This is a genomic window from Jeotgalicoccus nanhaiensis (genome assembly GCF_015235105.1).
In the GTDB taxonomy this organism is placed as follows: Bacteria; Bacillota; Bacilli; order Staphylococcales; family Salinicoccaceae; genus Jeotgalicoccus; species Jeotgalicoccus nanhaiensis.
This window is the reverse complement of the sequence record NZ_JADGLW010000004.1, coordinates 142013-160754: the sequence shown is the minus strand read 5'-3', so window position 1 is coordinate 160754 and position 18742 is coordinate 142013. Positions and strand designations below refer to the sequence as shown.

Sequence of the window (18742 nt, the reverse complement as noted above, 5' to 3'; positions counted from 1 at the left end):
TATTAATAAGTATAATAATGAGCGCTATCAATGGGGACTAAATAAGATGACCCCGGCACAATACAGGGGTCATCTACTCACAGCGTAACGCTTTTATTAAATTGTCTATTTTATAGGTTATAGTTCATAATCTGCTTCCTTTTTTATTTTTGTTGCGGCCGGGATAACAACGGGGACTGGGTGTTGTGATTCGGCAGCACTGGAATAACAACGGGGACCCGGTATTGTGAACCGAGAGCTTTGGAATAACAACGGGAAACCGGTGTTGTAAACCGAGAGCCCTGGGATAACAACGGGGACTGGGTGTTGTAAACCGGCAGCCATCCAATAATCAAATGTTTAATCTTTACTGCGATTCCTGCTTTCCCGCGCTGCAATTTCCTCATCTTTTTTAACATTGCTTCTGACGGCGAGTGATAAAAACGCAACGACTGCCGGCATAAATAAGGAGTTCAGTATACTGACTTCGTCCAGAAATACAAACTGCACAGCAATGATTATGACGAAGACAAGTATGTACATAAATATAAAGCGGCTGATTTTCTCTTTGCTCATAAGCGCTCCTTTGAAAGCGTATTCTTATTTTCCAGTTTCTCAATAAAGTGAAATAATATCAATGTGTAGATTATACAAATATCAGGAATCTGTGATATTTTATATAATATCATCATTTTTATAAAGAGATACAGGGAGCAGGATATAATGAATGACACAGGACTTGTTTTGGAAGGCGGCGGTATGCGGGGTTTGTATACAGCGGGCGTTCTGGAATATTTTGCACAGCACGAAATACATTTTCCTTATATTATCGGTGTATCGGCGGGAGCTTGCATGGCGGCTTCCTACCTGTCGGAGCAGCAGGGCAGAAACAGGACTATCAATATTGATTTCGTAAACGACAAACGGTATTTATCATTTACTAATTTTATACTTAAAGGCGAATTGTTCGGGATGGATTTTATTTTCGATGAAATACCTAATAAAATAGTACCGCTGGATGTTGATAAAATTATATCGGGTCCTGATGAGTTCGTTATCGTTACGACGGATTGTGAAACCGGCGAGCCGATGTACTTTTATAAAGAAGACTACGATGAGAAAACGCTCGGGAAATTGCTGCGGGCTTCCAGTTCTATTCCATTTTTTGCTGATGCAGTTGAATATGGAGGACGCTATATGCTGGACGGGGGCATTGTCGATCCGCTGCCGATTATAAAAGCGGAGAGTGACGGTTTTTTAAAAAACGTCGTTGTCCTTACGAAACCGAGAGGCTATTATAAAAAGCAGAGTAAAATTTCTTCGGTCATTAATTATAAAAAATATCCGAAAGTCGATGAACGGATGAAAGTAAGATATAAACATTATAATGAAAGATTGAACTATATTTTTGACCAGGAAAAAGAAGGCAAGATTGTTGTGCTCGCGCCGAGTGAAGATACTGGTGTCGGCAGAACGACGAGAAACAAAGAGAAACTGGAACAACTTTATGAGCTCGGATACAATGATGCGAAAGAAAAGTTTGAAGCGGTTAAATCATTAGCAAATATGTAATCAAAATAAGCTTTGGCAGGTGCCGAAGCTTATTTTTTATATTATTATAGATATAGATTATTTTTGGAGGTGCTGTGGGTGAAAGTTGAAGCATTTCATATCGACGATCATGAAGAACAAGTGAAAGATGTTATTATGCTCGCAGCGCGTATACTGCTGGAAGCGGGGGCTGAAGGGACGCGGACGGAAGAAACGATGAGTTATATAGCGTCTCACTACGGCCTTACCGAAAATAACAGTTTCGTGACAAACACTGTTATAAATTTTATGCTGCACAATGAGTCATATCCGAGGATTTACCGGATTAAGGAAAGAAATACGAACTTAATTAAAATTTCCAAGGTGAACAGCGTTTCCCGGAAACTGGTTCGGGATGAGCTGACGCTGAAAGAGGCTTTCAACCTGCTTGAACAAATATATATTAAGACGAAAGATCATCCGATATGGTTTAAAACAATAGCGGGAGCGCTTATTGCGCTCAGTTTTTTGTATTTGCAGGACGGTTTAAAGATAGATATATTCACGGCCTTCCTCGCAGGTGCTCTCGGAATTTGTGTGACGGAGATAATTAAAAAAAGGATGGCGAAGCAGTTCATACCGGAATTTTTTGGCGGTTTGACAATCGCCTTAATCGTCGTTACGGGCCACACTTATATTCCGGGAGGCGACTTGTCAACATTGCTGATATCATCGGTGATGCCGATTGTTCCGGGAGTGCTGATTACGAATGCAATCCAGGATCTCTTCGGCGGTCATATGATGATGTTTACGACGAAAGCATCAGAAGCGCTGGTTACTTCATTTGCAATCGGAGCCGGCGTTTCGTCTGTTCTAATATTCGTTTAAGGAGGAATAATGATGGAATGGATATTAAACTTAGTGTTTAGTTTTGCTGCATCCTACTTTTTTGCTGTTGTTTTTGATGCGCCGAAAAAATTATTTCTCCCTGCGGGTATCGTCGGTGCATCGGGGTGGATGATGGGACAGACAATCGGAAATATATTTGACCTGCCGCTTGTGATGGTTATTTTTATCGGTTCATTTACTCTTGGAATAATGAGTCATATAATGGCAAGGGTGTACAAAGAGCCGTCGACGATATTTCTGACTCCCGGAATCATACCGTTCGTTCCGGGCGGGCTTGCCTACGACGCCACGAGCAGCATTATTTTATCGGAATATTCCAGTGCGGTTAATATAATTATGGAAGTGATTATCAGCGCAGGCTCGATAGCCGTTGGAATATTGTTTGCTGAACAATTTGCACTGTTATTTATAAAAAACAGAAGATTGTTTTTTATGAAGAAAAACAATTAAAAGGAGCTTACTATGGAAATTAGAAATTATAAACCGGCAGATGAAAAAGGATGGGTCAGATGCCGCGTGCTGTCCTTTTTAGACACGGCGTACTATGATGATGTTCACAGAGAAAAAGAAACATTTGAAAATCCAAGTATAGAACTGGTGGCAATTGAAGATGAGCAGGTGGTTGGTCTTATTGATATTGAATACGATACAAAAGATGAAAAAGTCTGTTCCGAAGAAGGGACAGGCGGCATGATTTGGCATCTTGCTGTACACCCGGACTTTCAAGGACGGGGCATCGGTACAGCGCTGATGGAACGTGCTGTGGAAGAAGCAATTAAACTGGAGCTCGAATTTCTTGAAGCATGGACACGTGATGCCGGACATTCAGCAGACTGGTTTGAAAAAAATGCTTACAGAAAAGTTGATGAATATTATCATCTTTACTTGTCAGATGAAGACATGGCGCACAGTGTGCAGCCGGGAGATGATAATCTTCAGCCGCTGTACATGTTCGCGCAGTATACCGGAGATGATATCGAGCAGTTCGATTCAATCGAAAGAAAATATAAGTGCATGTGCTATATCAGAAATCTGTAAGTAAATGGATTGTTTAAACTTCGGCTGGAGATGGTATTAAATATAAAGACTCCAGGAGGTGTCCGAATGTTTACAATAGCAGAAGCACTCATTCTGCTCGGTACGGATGACGAAAAAGGCACGGCGGTTTCCTCGGCATCATCATCGCTGAATTACGGACTGACCGGTTCGATCTTATCCGAGCTTGCAATGATGGGGCGTATAGAATTAAAAGACGGTAAAGTTATACTTGCCGATGATACATTAACCGAAATTTCATACTTTAATACGGTCATTGATGAAATTAAAGAAGACCATAAAGAGCGGACGGTTGAACACTGGATTAATCACTTTTCAGGTAATACTAAAGCTATTAATGATCCGGTGTACTTATCTCTCGTTGATAAAGGGATATTGAAAGAAGAAGACAAAACATATTTTCTCTTTTTTAACACCAATGTCTATCCGACAGTGGATGCGCGGCCGGAACAGGAAATCCGGAAGCATGTTAATGATGTTGTATTTAATAATAGAGAAGCAGATTCCGAAATTGCGATGTTGCTGAGCCTAATTAAAACATGTGATTTAACAGCGGAAGTTTTCGGCAGAGAAAGAAAAGAAGAAGCCGATAAAAAACTCGCTGAAATTATCGAAAATAATGAATATGGAAAAGCTGTCAGCAAAACTGTACAGGATATGGAAGCAGCCATCTTAATGGCAACGACAACAGTGGTGACAACGACTGTTATTATGAATAATAATTAAATGAGTATAAGCCGGGGCGAAATTATGCTGCGGCTTATTTTCATTTTGTTCCAGCTTATGATATCAGTTCCCAGTATTAAGTAATCTTTACATTACATTAAATGAATATAAATATTCGTCTTGTACTATTTGTAATGGAGCAACATAGTCAGTCAATTTTACAGGAGGGTTATATTTATGAAAGACGATTTACATAACAGGAAACCGCTGGTTGTAAAACTGTCAGCTGGTTTATTAGCAGCAGCACTGGGAGCATCTGCAGTACTCAGTCCGGTTGAAGCTGCGGGCGGCGGAAGTTCGAATGCTGCAGGTACAGCACCGGCAGAAGAGGCAGTTGAACAGGAGGAATTCTCGCCGGTACTCTCGAGCGAGAAACCGGTGGTTGCGGATGTGCCTGTAAATAATACACCAAATCGTATTATCACAACAATTAATGGTGATACTTCAACGGAAATGGCGTTCAACTGGTATACTAGCGACTTGTTTGAAGATGCTAAAGTATGGGTGTCTAAATCAGGGAACTTTGATGATACTTTGGAATTCGATGCAGAAGCGGCGGAAGTCACTTCAAGTTACGCTGAACGTGATGCAAACGGAAATTACATATTTGCCGAAGTGAAAGAAGATGAAGAAGGTGAACCGGTGGAAGACAGCAGCGGCGAACCGGTAATCAATGGTTATTATACAGATGAACAGGCTCACGGAGATGAATGGATGTCCGGAGATTACGGTCATATTGAACTGACTGATGTAACGGAGTATTCATATAAAGCACAGGCGGAAGGTCTCGAACCGAACTCGACTTATTATTATCAGGTCGGCAGCGAAGCGGGCGGAATCAGTGAAACAGGCACCTTCAAAACGTCAGGTGAAAAAGGAGACCCGTTCAAATTTGTTCATTATACAGATACTCAAAACGCATTCTGGAATGAAAACGTGCGTAATGAAGCGTCATACGGCGCCAATACTTTAATGAACGCACTTGAAACTGCAGGCGATGCTGATTTCGTTCTGCATACAGGTGACGTAGTCGAAACTGCCGAAGTGGAAGATGAATGGGTGGATTTATTTGAACAATCACGTCCTTACTTCATGCAGGCTGCCATGGCAGTGGCTTCAGGAAACCACGATGAATATGCTTTAAACTACGGTGATGAGCCGCTGACTGAAAAATTCAATGAACACGTTAACGTCCCTGTAGCAAACGATAAAATTGACGGCGGTTCTTACTATTCATTCGATTATAACGGTGTGCATTTTGTGACCTTAAATACGAATGACAATAAAGAATCTGATGATAACCCTGAAGGCAAGGCTATTGGTGAAGAACAGATGCAGTGGATTACTGAAGACGTTGAAGAGGCACGCGCCAACGGTGCAGAGTGGATCGTGCTGAACTACCACAAACCGCTGTATTCTAAATCGTATCACTCACTGCAGGATGAAGATGTGCAGAAAGTAAGAGAAGAACTGACGGCATTAATCGACGAACTGGATATCGACCTTGCGCTGCAGGGACACGACCATGTTATTTCAAGAACTCATTCATTAACACATGTACCGACAGAAGAAAACTTCTCGAACGCTGAAGTTGAAGATGTCGAAACATTCGTCGGCGATAACGGTGTAGAGTACATGGAAGACCCCGACGGTACGGTTTATGTGCTGCCTAACACAGGGGGTACAAAAGAGTATGATGATGTATATTCTAAAGGACTTGACCACTTGCACGAAGTAAGACCGGACCTTAACTGGATGACCGAGGAGGATATGGATTACTACAACAGTTTATTCGGTTTCGGCGGCCAGCCGCAGGAAACTGATGCATTTTCTGATTCACATTCAAATAACCGGGACTCATCTTCACAGAACTTCGCCATTTACGAAGTAGAAGATGATGAAATGATTGTCAGCATGTATCAGCTGGAAGGAGATTTCATGCTCGGTGAGGAAAGAACGGTGGAACTTGTAGACCAGTTCGGTATTCAAAACGGTGATGAGTAAAATTTAAATCATTAAGCAAAGAGCGGGACACAGGTCCTGCTCTTTTTACTGTTTTCATTAATCCCTCACTGCTGTATTATTAAAAGATATTGATAAAAAAATACGAAAGGTGTTTAGGATATGGAATATGGATTGTTATCTCTTTTACCTCCACTCCTCGCAATAGTCATTGCCATTATTACTAAGCAGACTGTTGTCGCCTTGTTTTTAGGCGTCTGGTTTGGCGCAACAGTAATGAATGAATGGAATCCGGTTTCAGGTTTTACATATACAGTTAACGAAATTATGGTGCCGTCAATCGCGGATCCGTGGAATGCATCGTTAATACTGCTGGTCGTCTTTACCGGAGGGTTTATCAACGTACTCCGTACAACGGGAGCGGGGCAAGCATTTGCAGAATTTGCGACGAAAAAAGTGGATACCCGTCAAAAAGGGCAGAATTTCGTCTGGGGGAGCGCCTTTTTGTTCTCATATACAGAACCGGTATTAATACTCGGTACTGTCACAAGGCCGATTACTGATAAATTAAAAATATCGCGTGTAAAACTTGCCTATATCGTCGATTCAATGGGCAGTCCTGTGGCGTCAATGTCGCCAATCAGTGTATATGCCCCCTTTATTACAGGTTTGATTGCAACCCAGCTTGCAGCGCTCAGTTTATCAGATAATCCCTGGACGCTATTCATTCAGATGATTCCTTTTCATTTATATGGAATTTTTGCGATTGTCGGCGTGCTACTTGTAATTAACATGAAAATTGATATTGGACCGATGTATAAAGCGGAACAGCGGGCAATTCAGACTGGTAAATTATACGGAGAGCACGATAAACTGATGATCAATGAGACAGGGCAGGAAGAAGCGGATGAGGCGGATATCTTCAGTTTCCTTATACCGCTGGCACTGCTGTTTATTGGGATCTTTGGAGTTATTTTCTGGACAGGCGATATCGCAACAAATGGTCTCACGGGCGCCTTTTTAAATGCAGATATTATATTTGCCATTACGACAGGCTTTTTTCTCGGTTCAGTCGGCGGCATGCTGTATGCTAAACTGCGTTACAAAATGCCGCTTGAGGACCTGTTAAACGGCTATGTCGACGGAATTATGCAGATTATGATTGTACCGGTTATTTTAGTTATGGCCTGGTCGATTGGAACTGTAGCAACAGAGATGGGACTCGGCGAAGTGATTGCACATTATGCAGGAAGCTATCTGCCGGCCTTCTTAGTACCGGTAATTATTTTTATTCTCGGCGGTCTGATTGCCTTTGCCTCCGGAAGTTCATGGGGAGTATTCTCAATTATGATACCAATTGCGATTCCGATGGGGATTGCACTTGATTTAGAACTTCCGCTTGTCATCGGCGCCGCAATCAGCGGAGGCGTATTCGGCGACCATTGTTCTCCGATTTCCGATACGAGTATTATGTCATCTACCGGCTCTGCTGCAGACCATATGGAACATATACGAACGCAGCTGCCGTACGCTGTTATTATCGGCTTGTCGGCAAGTGCGGGCTTCCTCATGACCGGACTCACACAAAGTTCGATTGCAGGAATTATAACGACTGCAGCTGTATTGACTGGAATATTGCTGTTTGTAAATAAAAGAACAAAAAATAAAAATCAGGCTGCGGCCGAATAAAATGAATGCGCTGGAATCATATTTTGTGATTTCAGTGCATTTTTTGTGTTCGGATGAGGATGACAATTTCTCAAACTCAACCGGGAATCTTTGGTTGAAGATGAAGAATTCTCATCCTCATTCAAACGGATCAGACTAGTATATTTTGTACCAATTTGGTACAACTCGTATAAAATCATCATACCAATCCAAAATTTCTGCATACGATTTTCTCATAGTAGTAATCTCTTTATCGCCAAAGGGAATAGCCCAAGGGAGGGAAGACAGCATGTTGGATGAAATATAAAGGAGCAGCAGCTCCCAAAATTCATCGGGTACATCGTTATTAAAGTATCCATCAATTCTGCCGCTGGCAAAAGCGGGACTTAGAGAAGCACACCAGGTAATTCTGTTGAATTCTTCATAAGGCTCCCCGGTATCATGCCTGTCAAAATCAATGATATGAAGTTTGTCATTTTCGTCAATCAGCATATTGCCAATATGAAAATCACCGTGATGCTGGACAACTTTTTTATTTTCAAGCAGGTGTCTGTATTTACTGACAACATCTTGCAGCAGATGACCGTTCTCGTATTTCAGTTCACAGTTTTCATACATCTCAATTTTACGGTCAATTTTCCGGTTAAACCTCTTAGCCCAGGATTCAGAACTGGCAGAAACAAGCTTAAAATTATGAATCACTTTAAGAATTTTACCTGCTTCAAGGCCGAGATTATACTGCTCAGCTTGAGAAAAACTAGTAATAACATCCTCTGCGTCATCTCCCGCGAGCCAGCCCAAAAGAAGAAAATAATGTGTATCAGCGAGTAGAGTTCCATGGGCAATAAGCCTATGAGTAGGAAGACCATTCTCCGCAGCCTGTTCAAGCAGGCGGGCATGCTGGATGTATCTATTCTTATTGTTAATATCACCGACTCTCAGCAGATATTTATTATCAACCGTTACAACGATAAACTTCCGGTCATCAGACCAGCCTTTATTAAACGGCGTAATTGTTTGAATGTTTTGAAGCGGTAAGTGAGATTTTAGTGAGTCAATCATCATATTCCGTCTCTTCCAAATATTTATTAGTCACTAGTTCCGACCAGTCCATAACTGTGCCAATAAAATCTGTAATATTTAAATTATTCATTTCATATGTGCTGCCATCATTTTCACTGCCGCACAAGTCTTCGATCACAGTAACATCGTAGCCTCTGTCTGCAGCTGCTATCGAAGTAAAAAGAATACAGAATTCCATATTAAACCCTGTAATGAAAAGTTCCTTAATTCCTTGTTCATCTAAGTAACTCTGCAAAATAGTTTCTTTAAAAGATATAGGGTATTTTTTGGGGATTGTAATATCAGCTTTGTCAGTTAAAATTGTCGGAATCTCAGCACCTGATGTACCGAATTCAATGGGGCTGCCTTTCATATCATCAATGTGCTGAACAGCGATGACTGTGTCATTATTATCTTTAAACTTTTGAGCAACTTTTGCAATTCTGTCGGGCAGTTCTTTATAACTCTTTAAAAACCCCTGCTGCACATCAATAATTAAGAGTGCTTTTGACATTTAAACCATCTCCCGCGTGAATTATTTACTTCGATTATAATATACTTGAAGCAGTATCAATAATGATATAAAGAGAATGAGTGATATAAATGAAATTTATCGGTATAGATTTGGCGTGGACATATAAAAATGAAAGCGGCATTTGTGTCATGGATGAAAGCGGAGAAGTGCTTATTCTCGAATCTGCTGTGTTCAGCGATGAAGAGATTATTAATATTATTAAATCATACGGTGATGAAAAACTGTATATCGCAATCGATGCGCCGCTGGTTGTAAATAATGAAACAGGATCGCGTCAGGCTGAACGCGATTTGCTTAAAGGCAGAATTAACGGTCACCGGGTGTATGCTTTTAATTCCAACAGGACTTTTCTGACAAAAACATTTAAAAGTATCCGGGGAGAAGTGCTGAGCAATTTAATAATCGAACATCTCCCAAATATCAGCATTGGCATTGATGAAGAAGGTTCAAGTATTATTGAGACATTTCCAACGGGAATTGTGAGCGGTTTGTTCCCGGATATTTACCCGGTTAAATATAAACGTAAAAAAGGAGTAACATTTGAAGAAAATGTTGAACAGATGAAGCTGCTGACAGAACGTATTGGCCTGCTTGAACAGCGGGGTATTATATCCGGATTCAAAGAAAAACTGATGGTGGATGAAGCAGCGATTAACCGGAAACATCATAAGCACCTGGAAGATAAGCTGGATGCCTTCCTGTGTGCTCTAGGACTGTATATGATTTATAAAGAGATGGCTGCTGCGAGAAAATTCGGCACAGATGAAGATGGTTTTATACTTCTGCCGGAAGTTCTTGAAGAAGTATAGTTTATACTTGTGATTTTCTTCACAATAAGTTATAATATAAGTAAGAAAAACATTCAAGGAGTGAAGTGGTTTATGAAAGCAGTAGTATACTATGACACAAAAGATGTTCGAATCGAAGAAGTGGCTGAACCTAAAGTTTATGCTGAGGGTGTTAAAGTAAAAGTTGCCTGGACAGGTATATGCGGTACTGATCTGCATGAGTATCTCGGGGGTCCAATTTTTATTCCGGGAGATGCGCCGAATGGTGTGACAGGTAAAGAGAGACCTGTAATTATGGGACATGAATTCAGCGGTGTAATAGAAGAAGTCGGAGAAGAAGTTGAGGGACTGGCTGCCGGAGACAAGGTTGTTATCAATCCTGTTCTTACAAACAAGCAGCATGACAATCCTTTATACGATTTCTATAAAGAAGGAACGTTTATCGGACTCGGAGATGACGGCGGTTTTGCTGATTTTGTCGTCGTACCTGCAGAAAACATTGTTAAACTGAAAGACAGTACTTCCTTGAAAATCGGTGCCTTGGTAGAGCCGACAGCAGTTGCGCTGCAGGCAATCCGTGAATCGGAACTTAAGTTCTCCGAAACGGTTGCGGTTTACGGAGCAGGTCCTATCGGTCTTGTGACTATATTAGCTGCACGTGCAGCCGGAGCGAAAGATATCTTTGCCTTTGATTTATCGGATGAGCGCCTCGAGAAAGCTAAAGAATTTGGTGCTACACATACTGTAAACAGCGGTAAAGAAAATCCTGTAGAGTATATTAAGTCGATTTACCCGGACGGTGTCGACCGGACATTTGAAGTCGCGGGCGTGAAACAGACACTTGAACAGTCTATTCAGTCGACTAGACCGAGAGGTATGGTCTGCATTGTTTCCATCTTTGAAAAAGAAATCGATTTTAATCCGATGATGCTGACAACATCTGGTGTAAGAATATCGAGCTCTCTCGGTTATGAACCGGATATCTTTGAAGCGACTGTAAAAATGATTGAAAGTGGCCAGATTGATCCGTCACTGATGATTACTGAAGAAATAGAACTCGATGAAGTTATAGAAAAAGGCTTCAATAAATTAATTGAAGATAAGTCTCAGGCTAAAATTCTCGTTAAACTGAGCGGCGAAGAATAATTAAATATATGCTTTATAAAACACGGTGATTTAATCATCGTGTTTTTTTAATCTGTTATAGTAGTTTTAAAGAAGTTTTTAAGAATTCATTAAAGGATTGAGAATATGGGTAAAACATCATGGCATGTACTGTCAAATGGCGAATATTTAACTGCTTCAAGCAAATTGTCCATGGCGCTTGATGAAGCGGATGCTGTATTAATCGGTGTTGGCGCAGGCATGGCGGCGGCAGATGGTTTTACATATGCAGGACCGAGATTTACACAAAATTTTCCTGATTTCATTGAAAAGTACCGCTGGCTGGATATGTTTCAGGCAAGCGTATTTGAATTTGAAAATTTAAATGAAGAATGGGCATTTTTCAGCCGTTTTGTCGATTTAAATTATATGAGTCAGCCGCTCGGGGAATCTTATATACGTCTGAAAGAATTACTGGAAGGCAGAAATTATCATATTATTACATCCAACGCAGACAATGCTTTTGAAAAAGCCGGTTTTGATAAAAATAAAGTATTCGACGTGCAGGGGAAATATAACTTACTGCAGTGTTCAAAAGGATGTACTCCAAAACGTTATAATAATGAAGAGTTAATGAAAGACATGATCGACCGCCAGCGGGGTATGAAGGTGCCTGACGATTTGATTCCATATTGTAAGGAATGCGGTGCGCCTATGGAGCTGAACCGGCGTAATCACACCGATTGGATGGTGGAAGATGAACAGTTTTTCAGTGATCAGAAACTGTTCCATAATTTCTTGGATTCTTATACAGATAAAAAGTTATTAATACTGGAACTCGGCTGCGGCTATATGGCACCGCAGGTTATTAAACACCCATTTCAGCAGCTGGCTGAAAACAGGCAGAATGCATTGTACATGACTGTGAACTTAAAAGATTACAGAATACCGCCTGCTGTAAGAAAACGTTCAATCTGGCTGCAGGAAGATATCAGAACACTGCTTGAAAATGTTCAAAAAGAACAGCAGATTATTAAAATGAAAACATACGAAACGGAGCAATAATCAATGTATCTTATAGAAGTTAAACGCAACGGGAAATATATCTACGACGGAGCAGTTGCTCTTGCTGTTCAGGTTTATGCGCAGAAGAATTTATTTTTAGGCGAAGATATGGTCTTTCCATACTTAACAGAACCGCTTGTTCAGGTCGGACGCTATCAGAACGCCCGTGAAGAAGCGAATTTAGAATATATGAAAGAGAACGGCATTAATCTGGTCAGAAGGGATACCGGCGGCGGAACTATTTATCTCGATATGGGCGGCGTGAATTTCTGTTTCGTCAGTGATAATACAAGCGCGAGTGCAGATATTAATTTTGATCAGATGTATGCTCCTGCCATAGAAATATTAAAAGAACTCGGCTTAAAAAATGTGGAGAAAAGCGGACGCAATGATTTGCATGTAGATGGAAAGAAAGTTTCTGGCGGTGCAATGAATGTTGTTAACGGACGGACCTACAGCGGCTACAGTCTGCTCTTAGATATCGACGAAGAGAAAATGGAGAAATCACTTAAACCGAATAAAAAGAAGATGGAATCGAAGGGAATTAAATCAGTCCGCAGCAGAGTCAGCGCTTTAAGAAATCATTTAGATGAAGAATATAAAAATCTTTCAAGCATTGAATTCGCTGAACTGATGATTCTTAAAATATTTGGTGCAGCTGACAGAAGCGAAGTTAAAACATATGAACTGACCGATGAAGATTGGACCGGAATTGATCAGCTGATGGCTGAAAAATATAGCAACTGGGAATGGACTTTCGGGAAGTCTCCAAGATTTAAGTATTCAAGAGACGGCAGATTCTCTATAGGTACACTTGATATTACGCTAGATGTTGACGGCGGTATAATTCAGCATGCAAAAATTTACGGCGATTTTTTCGGTAATCAGGAAATCAGGACAGTGGAAGAAGTGCTTGAAGGTGTACGTCTCAAAGAAGAAGATTTACTATCTGCTCTCTCTTCTATAGACCTGAGTCATTATTTAGGCAGTATTACGAAAGAAGAGATTGTGAAACTAATTTTAGAATAAATTCAATGCTGCAGGGTATAGAACAAAGTAATTGAAAAAGGAGTGCATTCACAGTGAACCATTTAAAAATCAATGAAGAAAGATTATTAAATAGAATTACTGAACTGGGTCAGGTAGGACGAAATGACCAGGGACAGTTAATCAGACTGGCTTTGACAGACGAAGATAAACAGGGCAGGGATTTACTGGTCAGCTGGTTTCAGGAACTTAACTTAAAAGTTGAAATTGATCGTTTCGGCAATATATTTGCAACCTGGGAGGAAGAACACAATAAGGGAGAAAAACCTTTAATGCTGGGCTCTCATATCGACTCGGTCATCGATGCCGGAATATATGACGGCAGCTACGGTGTACTGTCAGGACTTGAAACAATCCAGTCATTAAAAGAAAATAATATTAAGACAAAAAGGCCGGTCACTGTGGCAGCATTTACTAATGAAGAAGGTGTGAGATTCCCGCCGAGCATGCTTGGATCTTTAGTGTATTCAGGAGATTTAAGTCTCGAAAAAGCACTCGATACTATGAGTATCGACGGGCTGAGATTAGGTGACGAACTTGAACGCATCGGTTATGCGGGGAATAATGAACCCGGTTTTATTCAGCCGGAAGCCTATATTGAACTGCATATTGAACAGGGACCGGTACTCGACAAGGAAGATTTCGAAATTGGTGCAGTTCACAACCTTCAAGGGAACTCAAGACGGGAAATTACTTTTAGAGGAGAAGCGAACCATGCAGGATCAACACCGAACTATCTGCGTAAAGACCCAATGCAGGCAGTGACATACTTTATGTCAACACTGTATAACTATATTAATAAAAATGAACTCGACACAGTTGCAACGCTCGGATCAATTCAGCTTGAACCGAATGCCGCAACAATTATACCGTCAAAAGCAACATTTACACTCGATATGAGAAGTCCGACAGAAAAAGGTTTCCATGAAGCGCAGAAGTTAGTCCGCGATACACTGGAAGAAATTAAAGCAGAAGGAAAAATAGGTGTAGAGGCGACGGAATTTGCGATTTTTGAGCCGGTAATATTTGATAAGTCGATTGTAGAAAATATTGTCGCAGCTGCAGGAGAGTTAACCTTAAGTTCGAAATTAATGACATCAGGCGCAGGTCACGATGCCCAGATGATTAACCGGGTTGCACCGTCAGCGATGATCTTCGTTCCAAGTAAAGACGGAGTGAGTCACAATCCGCTGGAATATACATCACCGGAACAGCTGGTGAATGGTGCAAATGTTCTGCTGCGTACAGCTGTAAGATTATTACAATCCTAAGTGTTATAGTCGTTGTAAAACCGGGTATTACTAATTAAATTAGAATACAGAGGTGGTAATGGTGGCTAAAAATGAGAAAAAAATTATTAAAAAAGCATGGCAGGAAACGAAGAACCTGAGAGAAGGAGAGGTTTTTCTGCTGAAAGATCTCTTCAAAGGCTATAAGTGGAATAGAATTAAAACGGAAAAAAGAAGCAGTCTCGGACGGTTGTTTTTAGAAAAGGTTCAGAAGAAAAAATCAGTTGAAGCGATTGAAAAAACTTCTTCCCATCAGCAGCAGTACAGAAAACTGGGATAATTTTACCGGTTCTCTACAATATTAATACTTACTTAACAACGTCAGACATGGCGCCAAGTTAAAATGTAAGTATTAATACGATGGAGGAAAGAAATGAATATTTCAAATAAACAGCTGGATAAAGAAGTGCTGATTCACGACAACACGGATATTAAAAACTGTGAATTTGGTATATATACAGAAGTGGGTATGTCTAATTTTCTTGAGAACAGTACAATCGGAGATTATTCTTACACTGGACAATTTTGTTTTATACAAAACACACAGGTAGGTAAGTTTTCAAATATTGCTGCGATGGTAAGAATTGGCCCGACGGATCATCCGTATGACAGACCGTCCCTGCATCATTTTACTTACAGAAAGAAAATGTACGGTTTCAGTGATACTGATGACAGTGAATTTTTTAATCGCAGACAAGCGCGGATAACATCAATCGGGCACGATACGTGGATTGGCCACGGTGCAATTATTTCACCAGAGGTGACAGTGGGAGACGGTGCTGTAATTGGAGCAGGCGCTGTAGTAACTAAAGATGTAGAACCATATTCCATTGTCGTCGGTGTACCGGCTAAAGAAATTAAGAAAAGATTCAATGATGAAATAATAGAAGCACTGCTGCACATAAGATGGTGGGACTGGTCTCATGAAAAGATTAAAGAATGTATAGATGATTTTCATTTGCCTATCGAAGAATTTATTCACAAGCATTACCGAAACTAGAGGAGACTCTGGTTTTTTTGTTATAAAACTATATTACATATAAATATAGTTGAAAAAGTTCATTTAATATTAAAAATTAGCATTTATATACTAGATAATATACAATTATCAGTATTCAATTGGAACTGTATTTCATTAAAGAGGTGGAAATTTTAGATATGGACCCCAGGGTTTTTACTTTATTTGATGTCATAGCTAAATTTACTTATTCTCTATTTAAATAGCTGGATGAACTGCTTATTAATTAATATCAATAAATAAGGAGAAATTTAGCTATGAATATTTTATCTATTATTTTATTTTTAATTGTAATTATTGGCGTAGCACTGTATGCATTCTTCAGGTCAAGAAGAGTAAATAAAAACAGTGCATCGGGATATTTTATGGGCGGCCACAGCCTGACCGGTTTTGCTGTAGCTTCTACAATAATCATGACAAACTTATCAACCGAACAGCTCGTCGGACAGAATGGCCAGAGCTTTGTTGCAGGTATGGAAGTTATGGCATGGGAAGTAACGGCGGCAGTCGCAGTAGTGCTGCTGTGCTGGGTGTTTTTGCCTAAGTATTTAAAATACGGAATCAGCACGATTTCGGAATTTATTGAAATGCGCTACGATGTATTTACTAAAAGACTCGTATCGCTTTTATTTATATTCACGTATATAGTATCGTTCCTGCCGGTTGTTTTATATTCGGGATCACTGGTGTTTAATCAGTTATTTAATGTCAGTGAATTTCTGAATGTAGGTGATAATACTGCAGTTATTATAATTGCAGCAGTCATCGGGGCTGTCGGTATACTGTATTTATTTATCGGCGGACTGTCGCTCAGTGCCTACAGTGATACACTGTACGGTATCGGCTTGATATTCGGTGGATTAATCGTCACCATACTTGCTCTTAAATACTTGGGAGATGGAAGTTACCTTCAGGGCTTCGATCATATCGTTAAAGACACTCCGGAGAAATTAAATGCCTGGGGTGCAGTAGATTCACCGATTGTACCGTGGCCGACCTTGATGTTCGGGATGTTCTTTAATAACTTGTTTTTCTGGTGTACCAACCAGATGATTGTGCAAAAAGCACTGGCTGCGAAAAGCTTAAAAGAAGCGCAGAAAGGCGCAATATACTTAAGCATATTTAAAATATTCGGTGCACTTTTCTTAGTACTGCCGGGTATTATTGCATTTAACATATTCAATGGAGATGTAGGGAGTACAGCTGATAATGCATATCCGATGCTAATTAATACAATCTTACCGGAATGGGCATTTGGTATCTTCGGGGCGATTATTTTCGGTGCCATATTGAGCTCATTTGTCGGTGCACTCAACAGTACGGTGACCTTGTTCTCACTCGACTTTTACAAATCATTTATCAATAAAAAAGCTTCAGACAGAAGATTAGCAGTAGTGGGAAGAATTACAACTATAATTGTAGGTGTAATAGTAGTGATACTTGCACCGGTTATTTCGCTGTTCCCGTCAGGACTGTATGCGGTAGTGCAACAGTTTAACGGTATATACAGTCTGCCTGTTCTGATCCTTGTTGTAGTCGGATTCTTTGCGAAGAAGACATCAAAACTTGGGGCGAAAGTAACCTTTATTACACATATAGTCTTGTATACATCGGCAAACCTGTTGTTAAGCGATGTACATTATTTATATATACTGAGTATACTGTTCTTTATAGACCTTGCAGTACTGCTGATATTTAACAAACTGTATCCATCGAATGAATTTGATTTAAGCAAAGACTTCTCTAAAGTGGATATGACACCTTGGAAATACAGATATGTCGCAGGAATTGCAGTCCTTACAGTTGTTGTCGCCAGTTATATAATATTCTCACCGCTCGGAGTAGCGGCGTAGAAATAAAAGAACGGATGAGGATCCGTTCTTTTTTATTTTTGTCAATTTTACGTAAGATTTAAATGCATAGTGATTTGTACTGCTCTCTGTCAAGTAGACAGGGAGCAGTTCACTGCCTCCGGGCCGCTTTTTTAATATTTTAAGATAAATACTCAATATATATTAGCTTCAGCAACAAAAAAACAGCAGAGCGAATTTTCGCCCTGCTGTTAAATTTAATTTACTGTAACCATTCGTCAACTTTATCTTGGTTTTCTTCAATCCAAGTCGCAGCTGCTTCTGTAGGATCTGCACCTTCTTGGATATCAAGCATGATTGCTTCCATATCTTCTGGTTCCCAGTAGAAGTTATTTAAGATTTCATATGCACGAGGTGCATCCTCTTCCAATCCTTCACGTGCTAAAGTATTAATTGTTTCAGCATCACCAAAAGTACCTTCCGGATCTTCTAGATATTTAAGGTCATAGCTTTGGAATTTCCAATGTGGTGTCCACCCTGTAACAACAATTTCTTCACCTGCATCAATTGCTGATCCAAGTTCAGTTGCCATCGCACCTGATGATGACGGCTGGACTTCCCAGTCGCTTAAGTTCTCGTAATCTTCCAATGCTCGTTCTGCTGCTTGTACAACACCTGCACCTGGTTCAATTGCAGTGATTGTCTGTCCTGCTTCATCTTTTAAGTCGGCAATTGAATCAACAGGGAAATCTTCAGGTACTGTTAAACCAATTTTAGCACCTTCAAGATTTGGCCCTAAATCTTCAAGACTATCCTGATGTTGTTCAAATAAGTCACCATGTGTTAATGGAATCCATGCACTTACCATTGCATCTGTTTCACCTGATGCAACTGATTCCCACATGATTGCGTTATCTAAAGGCGTAATTTCAACGTTGTAGCCTTCGCTCTCCAGAACTTGTTGAATAACGTGTGTTGATGCTACTTCAGAATCCCATTCCACATAAGGGATTTCGATTGATTCTTGGCCAAGATCGCCATTGACACCTGACTCTGCTTCTTCTGAAGAAGTATCTTTCTCACCATTTCCGCAAGCTGCAAGAACGATTGATACTATTGCCGCCATAAGCAGCGTATACCATTTCTTCATAACTCATCCTCCTAAATAGATTTTTATATTATAATAAAATGGT

20 protein-coding genes are annotated in these 18742 nt (G+C 40.3%); 16 read left to right on the top strand and 4 right to left on the bottom strand.

From position 1 onward, the window contains the following. Position 1: 1 nt before the first annotated feature. Positions 2–88 carry an IS3 family transposase gene (locus IR135_RS11745; protein ID WP_318272230.1) on the top strand — a complete coding sequence of 29 codons (87 nt, stop codon included), beginning with the start codon at positions 2–4 and terminating at the stop codon, positions 86–88. A 251-nt stretch (positions 89–339) separates the two neighbouring features. Here the strand turns inward: IR135_RS11745 and IR135_RS07670 are convergent, their stop codons facing one another. After that, positions 340–555: a hypothetical protein gene (locus tag IR135_RS07670; RefSeq protein WP_135098267.1), complete on the bottom strand. Its 216-nt coding sequence runs from the start codon at positions 553–555 to the stop codon at positions 340–342. 147 nt (positions 556–702) lie between these two features. Between IR135_RS07670 and IR135_RS07665 the strand changes: the two genes are divergently transcribed. From IR135_RS07665 to IR135_RS07635, 7 genes are all read left to right on the top strand, one after another. Continuing rightward, complete coding sequence (locus IR135_RS07665; protein WP_135098265.1) at positions 703–1551, top strand: patatin-like phospholipase family protein; 849 nt, start codon at positions 703–705, stop codon at positions 1549–1551. A 135-nt stretch (positions 1552–1686) separates the two neighbouring features. After that, complete coding sequence (locus tag IR135_RS07660; protein WP_135098277.1) at positions 1687–2397, top strand: threonine/serine exporter family protein; 711 nt, start codon at positions 1687–1689, stop codon at positions 2395–2397. A gap of 12 nt (positions 2398–2409) precedes the next feature. Further along, entirely contained in the window at positions 2410–2868 is a 459-nt protein-coding gene (locus IR135_RS07655) for a threonine/serine exporter family protein (protein WP_135098263.1), read from the top strand. Positions 2869–2880: 12 nt separating this feature from the next. Further along, entirely contained in the window at positions 2881–3456 is a 576-nt protein-coding gene (locus IR135_RS07650; RefSeq protein WP_135098261.1) for a GNAT family N-acetyltransferase, read from the top strand. A gap of 66 nt (positions 3457–3522) precedes the next feature. Continuing rightward, positions 3523–4200 carry a GOLPH3/VPS74 family protein gene (locus IR135_RS07645; protein WP_167753388.1) on the top strand — a complete coding sequence of 226 codons (678 nt, stop codon included), beginning with the start codon at positions 3523–3525 and terminating at the stop codon, positions 4198–4200. Positions 4201–4377: 177 nt separating this feature from the next. Beyond that, positions 4378–6204, top strand: coding sequence for a purple acid phosphatase family protein (locus IR135_RS07640; RefSeq protein WP_194194254.1), 1827 nt, complete (start codon positions 4378–4380; stop codon positions 6202–6204). A 120-nt stretch (positions 6205–6324) separates the two neighbouring features. Then, positions 6325–7851, top strand: a complete 1527-nt coding sequence (locus IR135_RS07635; protein ID WP_135098257.1) for a Na+/H+ antiporter NhaC family protein — start codon at positions 6325–6327, stop codon at positions 7849–7851. 135 nt (positions 7852–7986) lie between these two features. On the opposite strand, the gene IR135_RS07630 is transcribed toward IR135_RS07635, so the two are convergent. Then, positions 7987–8895 carry an aminoglycoside phosphotransferase family protein gene (locus tag IR135_RS07630; protein WP_135098255.1) on the bottom strand — a complete coding sequence of 303 codons (909 nt, stop codon included), beginning with the start codon at positions 8893–8895 and terminating at the stop codon, positions 7987–7989. Next, positions 8885–9406 carry an isochorismatase family protein gene (locus tag IR135_RS07625; RefSeq protein WP_135098253.1) on the bottom strand — a complete coding sequence of 174 codons (522 nt, stop codon included), beginning with the start codon at positions 9404–9406 and terminating at the stop codon, positions 8885–8887. The genes IR135_RS07630 and IR135_RS07625 overlap by 11 nt, the downstream gene beginning before the upstream one ends. An 89-nt stretch (positions 9407–9495) precedes the next feature. On the opposite strand from IR135_RS07625, the gene IR135_RS07620 reads away from it, so the two are divergent. The 8 genes from IR135_RS07620 to IR135_RS07585 all read left to right on the top strand — a co-directional run bounded on the left by IR135_RS07620 (position 9496) and on the right by IR135_RS07585 (position 17591). Beyond that, on the top strand, positions 9496–10236 hold the full coding sequence (locus IR135_RS07620; RefSeq protein ID WP_135098251.1) for a DUF429 domain-containing protein: 741 nt from the start codon (positions 9496–9498) through the stop codon (positions 10234–10236). A 72-nt stretch (positions 10237–10308) separates the two neighbouring features. After that, entirely contained in the window at positions 10309–11361 is a 1053-nt protein-coding gene (locus tag IR135_RS07615; RefSeq protein WP_135098249.1) for a 2,3-butanediol dehydrogenase, read from the top strand. A gap of 105 nt (positions 11362–11466) precedes the next feature. After that, the gene (locus IR135_RS07610; protein ID WP_135098247.1) at positions 11467–12384 is read left to right on the top strand and encodes a deacetylase SIR2; all 918 of its coding nucleotides are present in this window, start codon (positions 11467–11469) and stop codon (positions 12382–12384) included. A 3-nt stretch (positions 12385–12387) separates the two neighbouring features. After that, on the top strand, positions 12388–13413 hold the full coding sequence (locus IR135_RS07605) for a lipoate--protein ligase (RefSeq protein WP_135098245.1): 1026 nt from the start codon (positions 12388–12390) through the stop codon (positions 13411–13413). Between the two features lie 53 nt (positions 13414–13466). Continuing rightward, a complete protein-coding gene (locus IR135_RS07600; RefSeq protein ID WP_135098243.1) occupies positions 13467–14702 on the top strand; it encodes a M20 family metallo-hydrolase in 1236 nt (411 codons plus the stop codon). Positions 14703–14760: 58 nt separating this feature from the next. Beyond that, positions 14761–15000: a DUF1413 domain-containing protein gene (locus IR135_RS07595; protein ID WP_135098241.1), complete on the top strand. Its 240-nt coding sequence runs from the start codon at positions 14761–14763 to the stop codon at positions 14998–15000. Positions 15001–15093: 93 nt separating this feature from the next. Next, positions 15094–15720 (top strand): DapH/DapD/GlmU-related protein, encoded by a 627-nt coding sequence (locus IR135_RS07590; protein ID WP_135098239.1) that lies wholly within the window; start codon positions 15094–15096, stop codon positions 15718–15720. Positions 15721–15995: 275 nt separating this feature from the next. Next, entirely contained in the window at positions 15996–17591 is a 1596-nt protein-coding gene (locus tag IR135_RS07585; protein WP_135098237.1) for a solute:sodium symporter family transporter, read from the top strand. A gap of 220 nt (positions 17592–17811) precedes the next feature. Here IR135_RS07585 and IR135_RS07580 read toward each other — a convergent pair whose 3' ends face one another. Next, the gene (locus IR135_RS07580; protein WP_135098235.1) at positions 17812–18699 is read right to left on the bottom strand and encodes a glycine betaine ABC transporter substrate-binding protein; all 888 of its coding nucleotides are present in this window, start codon (positions 18697–18699) and stop codon (positions 17812–17814) included. Between the last annotated feature and the right edge of the window lie 43 nt (positions 18700–18742).

Coding starts and splice junctions, on each gene's coding strand:
- IR135_RS07625 (WP_135098253.1), bottom strand. CDS start 9,406: ATGTCAAAAGCACTCTTAATTATTGATGTGCAGCAGGGGTTTTTAAAG.
- IR135_RS07665 (WP_135098265.1), top strand. CDS start 703: ATGAATGACACAGGACTTGTTTTGGAAGGCGGCGGTATGCGGGGTTTG.
- IR135_RS07615 (WP_135098249.1), top strand. CDS start 10,309: ATGAAAGCAGTAGTATACTATGACACAAAAGATGTTCGAATCGAAGAA.
- IR135_RS07585 (WP_135098237.1), top strand. CDS start 15,996: ATGAATATTTTATCTATTATTTTATTTTTAATTGTAATTATTGGCGTA.
- IR135_RS07670 (WP_135098267.1), bottom strand. CDS start 555: ATGAGCAAAGAGAAAATCAGCCGCTTTATATTTATGTACATACTTGTC.
- IR135_RS07645 (WP_167753388.1), top strand. CDS start 3,523: ATGTTTACAATAGCAGAAGCACTCATTCTGCTCGGTACGGATGACGAA.
- IR135_RS07610 (WP_135098247.1), top strand. CDS start 11,467: ATGGGTAAAACATCATGGCATGTACTGTCAAATGGCGAATATTTAACT.
- IR135_RS07655 (WP_135098263.1), top strand. CDS start 2,410: ATGGAATGGATATTAAACTTAGTGTTTAGTTTTGCTGCATCCTACTTT.
- IR135_RS07640 (WP_194194254.1), top strand. CDS start 4,378: ATGAAAGACGATTTACATAACAGGAAACCGCTGGTTGTAAAACTGTCA.
- IR135_RS07605 (WP_135098245.1), top strand. CDS start 12,388: ATGTATCTTATAGAAGTTAAACGCAACGGGAAATATATCTACGACGGA.
- IR135_RS07635 (WP_135098257.1), top strand. CDS start 6,325: ATGGAATATGGATTGTTATCTCTTTTACCTCCACTCCTCGCAATAGTC.
- IR135_RS07580 (WP_135098235.1), bottom strand. CDS start 18,699: ATGAAGAAATGGTATACGCTGCTTATGGCGGCAATAGTATCAATCGTT.
- IR135_RS07660 (WP_135098277.1), top strand. CDS start 1,687: ATGCTCGCAGCGCGTATACTGCTGGAAGCGGGGGCTGAAGGGACGCGG.
- IR135_RS07650 (WP_135098261.1), top strand. CDS start 2,881: ATGGAAATTAGAAATTATAAACCGGCAGATGAAAAAGGATGGGTCAGA.
- IR135_RS07595 (WP_135098241.1), top strand. CDS start 14,761: ATGGTGGCTAAAAATGAGAAAAAAATTATTAAAAAAGCATGGCAGGAA.
- IR135_RS07590 (WP_135098239.1), top strand. CDS start 15,094: ATGAATATTTCAAATAAACAGCTGGATAAAGAAGTGCTGATTCACGAC.
- IR135_RS07620 (WP_135098251.1), top strand. CDS start 9,496: ATGAAATTTATCGGTATAGATTTGGCGTGGACATATAAAAATGAAAGC.
- IR135_RS07630 (WP_135098255.1), bottom strand. CDS start 8,895: ATGATGATTGACTCACTAAAATCTCACTTACCGCTTCAAAACATTCAA.